Annotated in this window: 10 protein-coding genes and 1 pseudogene; 8 read left to right on the top strand and 3 right to left on the bottom strand. The window is 69.7% G+C overall.

Translation table 11 applies throughout. The features are described from left to right. Nucleotides 1-1,142: pseudogene (locus tag ACZ7KF_RS22630) on the bottom strand (Fe-S oxidoreductase); the annotation flags it as partial. 223 nt (nucleotides 1,143-1,365) lie between these two features. Between ACZ7KF_RS22630 and ACZ7KF_RS22635 the strand changes: the two are divergent. From ACZ7KF_RS22635 to ACZ7KF_RS22655, 5 genes are all read left to right on the top strand, one after another. Continuing rightward, a complete protein-coding gene (locus ACZ7KF_RS22635; RefSeq protein WP_471077830.1) occupies nucleotides 1,366-2,391 on the top strand; it encodes an MraY family glycosyltransferase in 1,026 nt (341 codons plus the stop codon). A 94-nt stretch (nucleotides 2,392-2,485) separates the two neighbouring features. Next, the gene (gene dnaK / locus ACZ7KF_RS22640; protein ID WP_471077833.1) at nucleotides 2,486-4,330 is read left to right on the top strand and encodes a molecular chaperone DnaK; all 1,845 of its coding nucleotides are present in this window, start codon (nucleotides 2,486-2,488) and stop codon (nucleotides 4,328-4,330) included. Further along, nucleotides 4,327-4,980 carry a nucleotide exchange factor GrpE gene (grpE, locus tag ACZ7KF_RS22645; RefSeq protein ID WP_471077836.1) on the top strand — a complete coding sequence of 218 codons (654 nt, stop codon included), beginning with the start codon at nucleotides 4,327-4,329 and terminating at the stop codon, nucleotides 4,978-4,980. Before dnaK ends, grpE begins: the two co-directional genes overlap by 4 nt. Before the next feature lie 33 nt (nucleotides 4,981-5,013). Beyond that, nucleotides 5,014-6,183 carry a molecular chaperone DnaJ gene (dnaJ, locus tag ACZ7KF_RS22650; RefSeq protein ID WP_471077839.1) on the top strand — a complete coding sequence of 390 codons (1,170 nt, stop codon included), beginning with the start codon at nucleotides 5,014-5,016 and terminating at the stop codon, nucleotides 6,181-6,183. A 5-nt stretch (nucleotides 6,184-6,188) separates the two neighbouring features. Next, nucleotides 6,189-6,638, top strand: coding sequence for a heat shock protein transcriptional repressor HspR (locus ACZ7KF_RS22655; protein ID WP_471077842.1), 450 nt, complete (start codon nucleotides 6,189-6,191; stop codon nucleotides 6,636-6,638). A 121-nt stretch (nucleotides 6,639-6,759) separates the two neighbouring features. Here the strand turns inward: ACZ7KF_RS22655 and ACZ7KF_RS22660 are convergent, their stop codons facing one another. Further along, on the bottom strand, nucleotides 6,760-8,466 hold the full coding sequence (locus tag ACZ7KF_RS22660) for a PA14 domain-containing protein (protein ID WP_471077845.1): 1,707 nt from the start codon (nucleotides 8,464-8,466) through the stop codon (nucleotides 6,760-6,762). Between the two features lie 295 nt (nucleotides 8,467-8,761). Here ACZ7KF_RS22660 and ACZ7KF_RS22665 point away from each other — a divergent pair, with 295 nt between their 5' ends. Next, on the top strand, nucleotides 8,762-9,868 hold the full coding sequence (locus tag ACZ7KF_RS22665; protein ID WP_471077848.1) for a sugar ABC transporter substrate-binding protein: 1,107 nt from the start codon (nucleotides 8,762-8,764) through the stop codon (nucleotides 9,866-9,868). Nucleotides 9,869-10,234: 366 nt separating this feature from the next. Further along, nucleotides 10,235-11,170, top strand: a complete 936-nt coding sequence (locus tag ACZ7KF_RS22670) for a helix-turn-helix transcriptional regulator (RefSeq protein WP_471077850.1) — start codon at nucleotides 10,235-10,237, stop codon at nucleotides 11,168-11,170. 122 nt (nucleotides 11,171-11,292) lie between these two features. Here the strand turns inward: ACZ7KF_RS22670 and ACZ7KF_RS22675 are convergent, their stop codons facing one another. Continuing rightward, nucleotides 11,293-12,303 (bottom strand): helix-turn-helix transcriptional regulator, encoded by a 1,011-nt coding sequence (locus ACZ7KF_RS22675; RefSeq protein WP_471077853.1) that lies wholly within the window; start codon nucleotides 12,301-12,303, stop codon nucleotides 11,293-11,295. Between the two features lie 299 nt (nucleotides 12,304-12,602). Here ACZ7KF_RS22675 and ACZ7KF_RS22680 point away from each other — a divergent pair, with 299 nt between their 5' ends. Beyond that, complete coding sequence (locus tag ACZ7KF_RS22680) at nucleotides 12,603-12,938, top strand: Rieske (2Fe-2S) protein (protein WP_225824759.1); 336 nt, start codon at nucleotides 12,603-12,605, stop codon at nucleotides 12,936-12,938. Nucleotides 12,939-13,053: the final 115 nt, after the last annotated feature.

The raw sequence follows: 13,053 nt of genomic DNA on the forward strand, positions 1-13,053 counted from the left end.
TCCTCGGCGGTGCCGATCAGCGGGCGCTCGGCCTCGGCCAGGGCGGCGGCGGGCACGCCGGCCAGCTGCTCCTCGGACGCCTTCTCCTCGCCCTCGACGGTCTTGCCGCCACCCGCGAGCAGGTAGGGCGCCTTGGCGTGGGCGTTGTCGCGCAGCGACATGATCAGCAGCTTCGGGGAGAGCGGCTTGCCGGTGTTCCAGGCGGGGCACTGCGACTGGCAGCGGCCGCACTCGGTGCAGGTGGAGAAGTCCAGCAGGCCCTTCCAGGAGAACTGCTCGACCTGGGAGACGCCGAAGACGTCGTCCTCGCCCGGGTCCTCGAAGTTGATCGGCTTGCCGCCGGAGGTCATCGGGAGCAGCGCGCCGAGGGAGGTCCCACCGTCGGCGTTGCGCTTGAACCAGATGTTCGGGAAGGCGAGGAAGCGGTGCCAGGCCACGCCCATGTCGGTCTTCAGGGCGACCGTGATCATCCAGATGAAGGAGGTCGCGATCTTCAGGCCGGCGAAGAAGTAGGTGAGGTTCTGGAGCGTGGAGACGTCCATGTCCCGCAGCCAGGCGACGACCGGGTACGAGATGAAGAAGGAGGCCTCGTAGCCGTCCACGTGGTGCTGGGCGCCTTCGAGGGCGTGCAGCATGAAGATGCAGACGCCGACGATGAGGATGACGGCCTCGACGAAGTACGCCTGGCCGAAGTTGGAGCCGGCGAAGCGGGACTTGCGGCCCGGCTTGTTCGGCTTGCTCAGCTGGCGGATGACGATCAGGACGAGGATGCCGAGCGCCGTCATCGTGCCGAGGAACTCGACGAAGACGTTGTACGGCGCCCAGTCGCCGATGACCGGCAGGAGCCAGTCCGCCTGGAACAGCTGTCCGATGGCGTTGACGATCGTCAGCAGCAGGGAGAAGAAGCCCACCGCCACGAACCAGTGCGCGACGCCGACGATGCCCCAGCGGTTCATCCGGGTGTGGCCGAGGAACTCCCGGGCCACGGTGATGGTGCGCTGTGTGGGATCGTTGGTCCGCGTACCGGCCGGCACCGGCTGGCCCAGCCGCATGAAGTTGTAGATCTGCAGGAGGGCGCGGCCGAACAGTGCCACGCCGACCACGATCAGGACCAGCGACACGATGATCGCGGCGAGTTGCATTGGGGCTCCTGAGGCGGCCTCGGTCTGAACGAGCTGTCTGAGCTGATCGACATTACTAAGCGGTAACTTATGTAGTCCGTCTGAGACTACCCCCATCTTCCGTCGGGATGCAGCCGGGCGCGGGGTGATCTGGATCGCTGAGGGTGGCCTGTGTCGCCCATCTGCAGGCAATCAGATCGTGTTATTCGTACCGAATTGATACTTTCGCCCCTACCTTAGAGCCGTGCTCTACGGGATCGCCGCCGCCACCGCCGCCCTCCTCCTCGCCGCCGTGCTCGCGGCGGCGCTCCGGCTGCCCGCCCTGAGAGCCGGAATCCTCGACCGGCGCCGGCAGCGACCCCTGCCGCTCCTCGGCGGCCTAGCCGTCGTGGTCGTCACCTGCCTGGTCGCGGGCATGGGGGAGTGGACCCGGGTCGCCCCGCTCGGGGAGGGCGTCGGGCGCCTGCTGGTGGTCGCCGCCGGGGTCGCCGGTCTCGGGCTGGTGGCCGACGTGTGGCGGCTTCGCGCGCGCGTGCTCGTCACCGGTACGGCCGTGGCCGCCGCCTGGGTGGTGCCGTACGACGAGACGGGCGTGCCGGGCGGGCTGCTGGCCGTCGGCTGGATCGTCGTCGCCACGCTCGCCTTCAAGGGGCTCGACCACGCCGACGGGCTGGCCGGGACGGTCGGTGTGGTCACCGCCTTCGGTGCGGGGGCCTGTGCCGCCGCCGAGGTGATGGACGGGCTGGCCGTGCTGCTGAGCGTGGTCGCCGCCGCCCTCACCGGCTTCCTGATGCACAACTGGCACCCCGCGCGGGTCGGCCTGGGCGCCTGCGGCTCGCTGTTCACCGGGTTCGTGCTCTCCTCCGCCGTCGTCTTCACGCGCGCGGGGTACGCGATCGGGCCGAGCGCGGCGGTGGTGTTCTGTCTCGGTGCCGTCGCCGTCGCCGACGCCCTGCTCGTGGTCCTCGCCCGGGGGCTGGCCCGGCGTCCGCTGCTCAGGCGCGGGCCGGACCATCTGGCGCACCGGATGCGCCGGCTCGGACTCACTCCGCAGGGGGCGGTCGTCCTGCTGGGGGCGGCCTCCTTTTCCTCGGTGCTGGTGGGGGTACTGGTGCACGCGGGGTGGACCGGGGACGGTGCCGCGCTCTGGGTGGCGGGGGCGGTAGTGGCCGTCGTGGTCGTTCTCGTACTCCTTCGGATGCCTGTCCAGCAGTCCCGTCGTATGACATCCACGCAGGTCAGCGCGTCGTTGCGTGTAAGGAACGGATAAGAGTTGAGTCTGCCTGGCTCAGGTCTGTTGACCCGGAGCCTCTCCTCGTGCACACTTGAGCCTGTTCCACTCAAGTCAGCTGGAGGAATCAAAAATGGCACGTGCGGTCGGCATCGACCTGGGCACGACTAACTCCGTCGTCAGCGTTCTGGAGGGCGGCGAGCCCACCGTCATCACCAACGCCGAGGGTGCCCGGACCACGCCGTCCGTCGTCGCCTTTGCGAAGAACGGTGAGGTGCTCGTCGGCGAGGTCGCCAAGCGCCAGGCGGTCACGAACGTGGACCGGACCATCCGCTCGGTGAAGCGCCACATGGGCACCGACTGGAAGATCCAGCTCGACGGCAAGGACTTCAACCCGCAGCAGATCTCCGCGTTCATCCTGCAGAAGCTGAAGCGGGACGCCGAGGCCTACCTGGGCGAGAAGGTCACGGACGCGGTCATCACCGTCCCGGCCTACTTCAACGACTCCGAGCGTCAGGCCACCAAGGAGGCCGGCGAGATCGCCGGTCTGAACGTCCTGCGCATCGTCAACGAGCCCACCGCGGCGGCGCTCGCCTACGGCCTCGACAAGGACGACCAGACGATCCTCGTCTTCGACCTCGGTGGCGGCACCTTCGACGTGTCCCTCCTGGAGATCGGCGACGGCGTCGTCGAGGTGAAGGCCACCAACGGTGACAACCACCTCGGTGGTGACGACTGGGACCAGCGCGTCGTGGACTACCTGGTCAAGCAGTTCCAGTCCGGTCACGGCGTGGACCTGAGCAAGGACAAGATGGCCCTCCAGCGCCTCCGTGAGGCCGCCGAGAAGGCCAAGATCGAGCTGTCCTCGTCCAGCGAGACCTCGATCAACCTGCCCTACATCACCGCGTCCGCCGAGGGCCCGCTGCACCTGGACGAGAAGCTCACCCGCGCCCAGTTCCAGCAGCTGACGGCCGACCTGCTGGAGCGCTGCAAGACGCCGTTCCACAACGTCATCAAGGACGCCGGCATCGCCCTCGGCGAGATCGACCACGTCGTCCTCGTCGGCGGCTCCACCCGTATGCCCGCCGTCGCCGAACTGGTCAAGGAGCTGACCGGCGGCAAGGAGGCCAACAAGGGTGTGAACCCGGACGAGGTCGTCGCCATCGGCGCCTCGCTCCAGGCCGGTGTCCTCAAGGGCGAGGTCAAGGACGTCCTGCTGCTCGACGTCACCCCGCTGTCCCTCGGTATCGAGACCAAGGGCGGCATCATGACCAAGCTGATCGAGCGCAACACCACGATCCCGACCAAGCGCTCCGAGATCTTCACGACGGCCGAGGACAACCAGCCGTCCGTGCAGATCCAGGTCTACCAGGGCGAGCGCGAGATCGCGGCCTACAACAAGAAGCTCGGCATGTTCGAGCTGACCGGTCTGCCGCCGGCGCCGCGCGGCGTCCCGCAGATCGAGGTCTCCTTCGACATCGACGCCAACGGCATCATGCACGTCACGGCGAAGGACCTCGGCACCGGCAAGGAGCAGAAGATGACCGTCACCGGCGGCTCCTCGCTGCCGAAGGACGAGGTCGACCGCATGCGCGAGGAGGCCGAGCGCTACGCGGAGGAGGACCACAAGCGCCGCGAGGCCGCCGAGTCCCGCAACCAGGGCGAGCAGCTCGTCTACCAGACCGAGAAGTTCCTCAAGGACAACGAGGACAAGGTCCCCGGCGAGATCAAGACCGAGGTCGAGGCCGCCGTCGCCGAGCTGAAGGAAACGCTCAAGGGCGAGGACACCGCCGAGATCCGCACCGCCACCGAGAAGGTCGCGGCCGTCTCGCAGAAGCTGGGCCAGGCCCTGTACGCCGACGCCCAGGGCGCGCAGGCCGCCGGCGGTGCCACCGCCGGTGCCGGTGAGGCCAAGGCCGACGACGACGTCGTCGACGCCGAGATCGTGGACGACGAGCGCAAGGACGGTGCCGCGTGACGGAGGAGACCCCGGGCTTTGACGAGAAGCCCGACGTCCCCTCCGGCGCCACCTCCGACGACGCCGAGCCGAAGGCCGCCCCCGAGGAGGGGGCGGCCCCGGCCGGGGACGCGAACGAAAGTGCCGGTCTGGTCGCCCAGCTGGACCAGGTGCGCACGGCGCTGAACGAGCGCACGCTGGACCTCCAGCGACTCCAGGCCGAGTACCAGAACTACCGCCGCCGCGTCGAACGCGACCGGGTCGCGGTCCGGGAGATCGCCATCGCGAACCTCCTGACCGAGCTGCTGCCCGTGCTCGACGACATCGGCCGCGCGCGCGAACACGGCGAACTGGTCGGCGGCTTCAAGTCGGTGGCCGAGTCGCTGGAGACCGTCGCGGCCAAGATGGGCCTGCAGCAGTTCGGCAAGGAGGGCGAGCCCTTCGACCCGACCATCCACGAGGCCCTGATGCACAGCTACGCGCCGGACGTCACCGAGACGACCTGCGTGGCGATCCTGCAGCCCGGGTATCGCATCGGCGAGCGCACCATCCGCCCCGCGCGGGTGGCCGTCGCCGAACCGCAGCCCGGCGCGCAGACGGTCAAGGCCGAAGGCGCCGAAGAGGGCGCGGAGGCCGACGACAAGGAGAACGGTGGCCCGGAGGAGGGCTGACGTAGACACCGGACGGAAGGAGGGGCGTCGAGGATGAGCACCAAGGACTTCATCGAGAAGGACTACTACAAGGTCCTCGGCGTCCCCAAGGACGCCACCGAGGCCGAGATCAAGAAGGCGTACCGGAAGCTCGCCCGCGAGTTCCACCCGGACGCCAACAAGGGCAACACCAAGGCCGAGGAGCGCTTCAAGGAGATCTCCGAGGCGAACGACATCCTCGGCGACCCCAAGAAGCGCAAGGAGTACGACGAGGCACGCGCCCTGTTCGGCAACGGCGGCTTCCGCCCCGGGCCGGGCGCCGGCGGCGGCTCCTTCAACTTCGACCTGGGCGATCTCTTCGGAGGCAACGCCCAGAGCGGAGGAGGCTTCGGCGGCGGTATAGGTGACGTCTTCGGGGGCCTGTTCAACCGGGGCGGTGCCACCGGCACGCGTACCCAGCCCCGGCGGGGCCAGGACGTCGAGTCCGAGGTCACCCTGAGCTTCACGGAGGCCATCGAGGGCGCCACGGTGCCCCTGCGGATGTCCTCCCAGGCGCCCTGCAAGGCCTGTTCCGGCACCGGCGACAAGAACGGCACGCCGCGCGTGTGCCAGACCTGCGTCGGCACCGGTCAGGTCGCGCGGGGGTCCGGCGGTGGCTTCTCGCTCACCGACCCCTGCCCCGAGTGCAAGGGGCGCGGCCTGATCGCCGAGCACCCCTGCCTGGACTGCAAGGGCAGCGGGCGCGCCAAGTCGTCCCGGACCATGCAGGTCCGCATCCCCGCGGGGGTGACGGACGGCCAGCGCATCCGGCTGCGCGGCAAGGGCGCGCCCGGCGAGCGGGGCGGCCCGGCCGGCGACCTGTACGTGGTCGTCCACGTCGGGGAGCACCCGGTGTTCGGACGCAAGGACGACAACCTCACCGTCACCGTCCCGGTGACGTTCGACGAGGCGGCTCTCGGCGGCGAGGTACGGGTGCCGACCCTCGGTGGCCCGGCCGTCACCTTGAAGCTGCCGCCCGGCACCCCGAACGGCCGGACCATGCGGGCACGGGGCAAGGGCGCGGTCCGCAAGGACGGCACCCGCGGCGATCTGCTGGTCACCGTCGAGGTACGTGTCCCCACGGACCTGTCGGGGAAGGCTCGTGACGCACTGGAGGCGTATCGCGAGGCGACCGCGGGGGAGGACCCGCGGGCGGAGCTGTTCGAGGCCGCGAAGGGAGCCTGAGAGTGATGGACGGCCGTCGACGAAACCCGTATGAACTGACCGAGGAGACCCCGGTCTACGTCATCTCGGTGGCGGCCCAGCTCTCCGGACTCCACCCGCAGACGCTGCGCCAGTACGACCGCCTGGGCCTGGTCTCCCCGGACCGCACCGCGGGCCGGGGCCGCCGCTACTCGGCCCGTGACATCGAACTGCTCCGCCAGGTGCAGCAGTTGTCGCAGGACGAGGGCATCAACCTGGCCGGCATCAAGCGCATCATCGAACTGGAGAACCAGGTCGCCGCGCTCCAGTCCCGGGTCGCGGAGATGGAGGCGGCCCTGGACGGCGCGGCGGCGGCGATGCGGCAGCGCGAGGCCGCCGTGCACGCCTCCTACCGGCGCGACCTGGTCCCGTACCAGGAGGTCCAGCAGACCAGCGCGCTGGTGGTGTGGCGGCCGAAGCGGCAGCAGCAGGACTGACCCGCACCGTGTGCGGAAGAGGGGCCCGGATCTCCGGGCCCCTCTCCGTTTCTCCCGGAGCACCGTCCTTCCGGAGCCCCTTGCCTCCCGGGTCCTCGCCTCCCGGGCCCCCGCCTCCCGCTCAGGGTGCCGTCGACGCCCAGTCGCCGCCGGGCGCGGACTCGGTGCCGTCCGCGAGGAGAGCGGTCACCCGGTAGAAGTGGGTGGTGCCCTTCCGGGCGCCGCCGTCCTCGTAGGACGTCCCGGTGGTGGTCGCCAGCCTCTCGTACGCCCCGGTGCCGGGGTTCCAGCGGTAGACCTGGTAGCCGGTGGCGTCGGGCACCGTGTTCCAGCTCAGCGCGACCGGGCCCGTGCCGTCGCGGCCGGTGGTCGCGTCCAGCCGGACCGGCGAGTCCTCGGGCGTCGCCACGCTCGGCGTCATGTCCAGCTCGGTGGCGGCCACGGCCTCGCCCGGGCCGTTCCACTTGTTCGCCGAGTTGTCGTCGTCGTCCACGGCGTCGATGTAGAAGCAGACGTCGTCGCCGTCCGGGAGCGTGGTGTAGTCGTAGGACGTCTTCTCGGGCGACAGGTAGTCGACCGTGCCGCCGTAGCAGGCCCGGTCGTCCTCCTCGCCGACCACCTCGCCCCGGTTGACCGTGTAGTACCGCAGGTCCGTGGCGGCGCTCTGGTCCCAGACCAGATGGAAGCCGTACTCGGTCGGGGTGACCTTCAGGCCGGTGACGAGCGCCGGCGGGTCGTTGTCCCAGATCCTGCCCCGCTGCGGCGCGGACCGGGCGGACTCGTTGCCGGCCGCGTCGAGGGCCGAGACCCGGTAGTAGTAGGTGACGCTCTCGGCGGCCGAGGCGTCCAGGAAGGACGGCTCGGGCGTGCTGCCCGTCGCGGAGTACGTGCCGTTCTCGCTCGCCGCCCGGAAGACCCGGTACGACACCGCGTCCGGCACCGCGTCCCAGGCGAGCCGGAGCCCGCCCGTGCCGCCCTCCGGGGTCACCTCGCCGCTCGCCTTCGTGACGACGGGCACGGCGGGGGCGATCCGGTCGACGGTGGTGACCGGCTGGTCCGCCGTGCCGGCCGACTCGTTGCCGGACCGGTCGACGGCGCGGACCTCGTAGTAGTACGTCTCGCCGGACCGCGGCAGCGTGGTGTCGGTGTACGAGGTGACGGTGCGGGTCGCGAGCGGCTCGGCGTCGAACGGCCTGCCCTTCGGGCGCCGGTAGACGCGGTACCCGGCGACGTCCATCTCCTTGTTCTTCGCCCAGCTCAGCCCGGTCCGGCCGGTCGCCTTGTCGTACGCCGCCGACACCCCGGCGGGCACCAGGGGCTTGACCTTGTCGACGTCGGCGCCGGTGCGCGGGGCGTAGCCGAAGCGGACGTTCGCGGCGCCCGTCCAGTTGACGTAGTCGACCCGCAGGGTGTGCCTGCCCGAGGGGACGGTGACGTTCACCGACGTGGACTGCGTACGGGAGACGTTCTTCCACAGGTCGATCTTGCGGGTGCCGTCGAGGTACACCCGGATGCCGTCCTGGGCGGTCGCGCTGAGGGCGAAGGGGCCGCCGGAGCCGAAGTCGCGGGTGACGGTCCAGCGGACGCCGAAGTTGTCCTTCGGCAGCCCGGACGCGGGCGCGCCGGTGCCCCACTCCTCGACGACGCCGGTGTCGCAGTCGGTCTTCTTCGGGGTGCCCGAGAAGGTGGTGTTCGCGAAGAACTGCCGGGTATAGACCGGTGAGGCACAGTTCGGGGCGGCGGACGCGGCGGGGGCGACCGCGCCGAGCAGGGCGCCGGAGGCGGCGAGTACGACGGCCGTCGCGGTCGTACGTCTGGCTGGGTTCATTCGTTCCTCTGATCGAGTCGGTGCGCGACCCCGGGGCCGCGATGATCACGACTCGTGGTGAACCGGGTTGGTTGTACGGATCTTTGCCGACTCCATGAACTCCCTTTGGATGAACGGCCCGTAAAGAACCTTTGCAGAGGTTTCGCGCGACCTTCACAGAGGCAGCTGAGCGTGGTGTTGCGGACTCGTTAAGTGATTCTTCTTGACGCCGGGTGTGGCCTCCGCGTTGTCTTTTCAGACACCTGGGTCGTATAGCAACACCCACGTCCGGAACGCACCTGAAGTGAGCCCTCGAATGCGTCGTATCGCCTTGTCCGTGGCCGCGTCCACGATGACCCTCTCGCTCGCCGGCTGTGGCGTGCTGAACGCGACGGGGGACGGCGCGAGCGCGAGCCCGACCAAGGGTGACGACATCACCGTGGGCCTGCTGCTGCCGGAGAAGGCCAACACCCGCTACGACAAGTTCGACTACCCCATCATCAAGAAGAAGGTGGCCGAACTCACCAACAAGCGGGGAAAGGTCGAGTACGCCAACGCCGACGCGAGCGTCGCCCGGCAGTCCGAGCAGCTGCAGAACATGATCGACGGCAAGGTCGACGTCATCCTGCTCGACGCCGTGGACGCGCACGCCATCGCCGGCGAGGTGAAGAAGGCCAAGGACGCGGGCATACCGGTCATCGCCTACGACCGGCTCGCCGAGGGGCCGATCGACGCCTACATCTCCTTCGACAACGAACTCGTCGGCGAGGTGCAGGGCCGTACCCTCCTGGGGGCCCTGGGCTCGGACGTCGACACCTCCGACAAGATCGTCATGGTGAACGGCTCGCCCACCGACCCGAACGCCAGGCAGTTCAAGGAGGGCGCGCTCTCCGAGCTGAACGGCAAGGTGACGATCGCCGAGAGCTACGACACCGAGAAGTGGAAGCCGGAGATCGCCGAGGCCAACATGGCCAAGGCGATCGCGGAGATCGGCAAGAGCAACATCGCGGGCGTCTACTCCGCCAACGACGGCATGGCGGGCGGCGTCATCAAGGCGCTGAAGGCGGCCGGCGTCACCGCTCTGCCCCCGATCACCGGCCAGGACGCCGAGCTGGACGGCGTGCAGCGCATCGTGAGCGGCGAGCAGTACATGAGCGTCTACAAGTCCTACCCGGACGAGGCCGAGGCCGCCGCGCAGATGGCCGTCACCAAGATCCAGGGCAAGGACATCCAGTTCGACGCCCTCACCCAGGACCGGGTGGACAGCCCCAGCGAGAAGGACATCCCGTCCAAGCTGGTCCAGGTGACCGCGCTGACCAAGAGGAACATCGAGGACACGGTCGTCGCGGACGGCATCTACACCCTCGACGAGATCTGCACCGCCAAGTACAAGGCGGCCTGCGCGGCGATCGGCCTCAAGTAGCCCCGCCGCCCCCAGGGGTGACGGAGCGGCCCCGGCCGGGGCCGCTCCGGGTGCCGGCGGCACCCGGGGGAGGCGACACCCGTGATGCCGCGGAGGGCGCCCCCGCCTCCGCCGCCGGCTTGGTGCACGGCGAGGGGCGGAGTGCGGGCGAAACCCGGGCACAGCGGGCGTTTTCGGCTGCCGTAGTGGGGAGAGCCGTGTTGCGGACCCGGTCGACGCCGCGCATAGTTGCGCTGCGGAAGTGGCAGCACACCGGGGGTGGAATGGGCGATGGCCGGGCGCGGGGCGGAGGAGCATCCTCACGGTGCCGACCGGCTGTGCGGGGCCGGGGATCGGGTGTACTCCCGTGCCGTACGCCGGGGACGGGTGCCGCGCACGGATGCCGAGCCGGTGCCCTGCCTGCTGGAGCTGGCCCTGCTGCACCCGGACCCCGACGACATGGACTGGCTGGTGCCCACCTCCCCGCAGGAGGTGATGACCCGGCTGCTGCGCGGGGTCTACGACGAGGTCAGCGCGAGTCAGCGGCGGGTGGGGTCGGCGGTGGCCGCCTTCGAGTGGTACGCGGGCCTGGGCCGGCAGCCGGACGCGCCGGACGCGCCGGCCGAGGGCAGCGCCATCCGGGTCCTGGACGGGCTCTCCCGCATCCAGGCCGCGATGGACGAGGCGACCGAGGCGTGCACCACCGAGGTGCTCACCGTGCAGCCCGGCGGCATCCGGCGGGAGGCGGAACTCACCGAGGGCCTGCACCGGGCGCTGGCGTTGCGCGGTCGGGGCGTGCGCATGCGCGACCTCTACACGCACGTGGCCCGGCACGGCCAGGGGCTGCTCAACTACCTGGAGCTGATGGGTGACACGGTGGAGGCCCGCACCCTGGACGAGGTCATCGACCGGCTCATCCTCTTCGACCGCACGGTGGCCTTCATCCCCGCCAACAACGACCGCACGATGGCCCTGGAACTGCGCCACCCGGCGCTGGTGGAATACCTGCTGACGGTCTTCGAGCGCCTCTGGCGTCTCGCCATCCCGCTCACCGCGCCCCTCCCCGACACCGGCATCGAGGGCATCTCGCACCGCGAGCAGTCCATCGCCGCGCTGCTCGCCGAGGGCCACCAGGACGCGGTGATCGCCGAGCGCCTCGGCATCAGCGTCCGCACCTGCCGGGCGCACATCGCCCGCCTGTCGGAGACCCTGGGCGCGGCCAGCCGCACCCAGCTGGGCGTCCGCATCGCCCAGGTGGGCCTGGACGGCCACCACCGGCCGACCGGCCCGGCCCGGCCCGGTCTCCTGGTCGAGGAGCCCTGAGCGGGCGAGGAGGCAACCGGGCCGCGCCCGGCTGTCGCTGCTGGGGGGCGGCGGCCGGCCCGGCGATGCGCGGCCGTGCGGTACGGACGTTCACGCCGTCCGTTCCCGACTCGCCCGGCGCCTCAGTGCTCCCGGGTCAGGATGCCGGACTGCGCTATGAGGAAGCCGAGTTGGGCGCGGCTGCCGCTGCCGAGGGCGGTGGCCAGCTTGGCGATGTGGGCACGGCAGGTGCGCACGTTCATGCCCAGGCGGCGGGCGATGGCCTCGTCGACGTGGCCTTCGACGAGGAGTTTGGCGATGGAGTGCTGGATCTCCGTGATGCCGTCGGGGGCCGTCTCGTAGGGGGCGCCGGCGGTCAGCGGGACCGCTCGGCCCCACATGAACTCGAACACCTTGATCAGGTAGCGGACGAGACCCGGGTGGCGCAGTTCCAGGGCGACCTGCTGGTCGTCCCGGACGGGCAGGAAGGCAACGGCCTCGTCGCAGATGATGAGTCGCTCGACCAGCTCGTCGATCGTGCGGTACTCCACCTTGCCGTTGGCGAGCTGAGCCACGTAGGCGAGCTTCTCGGGGTTGTGCCGCGCGGTGTGCTGGTACAGCGTCCGGATCCGTACACCGCGCTCGATGAGCGGCCTGTCGCGTTCGAGCCCCCGGAGAAGGCTGCGTTCGGAGTAGCGGTCGCTCGGCTGGACCGTGAGCACCTCGGTCTGGCACAGGGTCGTCGCCATGTTCAGCGCCGCGTTGATGCGCTCCCCGCCCTCCAATACCGTGATGGAGTCGGTGGTTGCCGCCATGTGGCTGCTCAGCGCCATGAACGGCTCGAAGACATCGGCCAGCTGGATCGACAACCGCCTGCGCTCGGTGATCTCCCGCTCTATGGGGTTGAGCCGTTGTGCCAGAGCTACGGGGGCGGGGACGGGACGCAACCATTCCGGATCGTCGGGATCCGGGTGCAGGAGGGCGAACTCCAACAGACAAGGAGCGCGTTCCGCCTCTGTACGAGCGATGCGCCCGGCTCGTAGAGCATCTGCGTAGAGGCGGCCACCTTCCTCACACATCTCGGTCACCGCATGGGGATGTACGACTTTAGTCCGATTCGTTGCCAAATCTCCACCCCCCAGGGTCCTGAACATGCAGGAACATGATGCATTGATTATGTGGCCACGACACGCCCGAATGAGCCATCGTCGTACCGACGGGGGAAGAGGGGACCTTCAAGTGAGGACGAAGCCGACTATGGGCAAGAGACTGCTTCGCTCGATACTTGTCGCCGCCTTCACCGTTGTTGCGGCCGCAGGAGCGCTGGGCGGCCTGGCGAGTGAGAACGGCGATGTTCGAGCGGACACCAGCTGGCCGGCGGTGACCGCGACCACCGTGGCAGCTTTGGATACCAGTTGGCCTGTGCATCCCAAGGACGGCGTGAGGAGCTGACGTGACTACCCCGCCCGACGACCGTTCCTTCCGTCGCGAAATGGCCACCGCGTACCGTTCCGGCTGGCACTTCATCGACCTGGTGACCGCCATCCCCCACAGCGGTGACTCGTTGATGGTGACCGTGTTCGGCGAGCCGGTGGTCGTCACCCGGGACGACGACGAGGACGTACGGGCGTACCGGTGTCTGCGCAAGCCGCGCGGTGCGCCGCAGCCGGTGCGGTGTGCCATCCGGTACGGAATGATCTTTGTGAACCTGGACCAGCGGGACCACCGGCTCGTCGAGCCGGCGGAGTCCGACCTGAGGACCATCTCGGCCACCCCCCGCAGTGCCTGACGCGATTCCCCCGTCGTAACAGATCGCTCAGGTGCTTCCCCCCGCAGCGGCGTCACCGTGACCTGAACACGGTGACGCCGCTGCAGTTTTGCGGGGACATTTCCAGGTATAGGCC

The sequence above is a fragment of the Streptomyces sp. NPDC038200 genome, assembly GCF_055600785.1.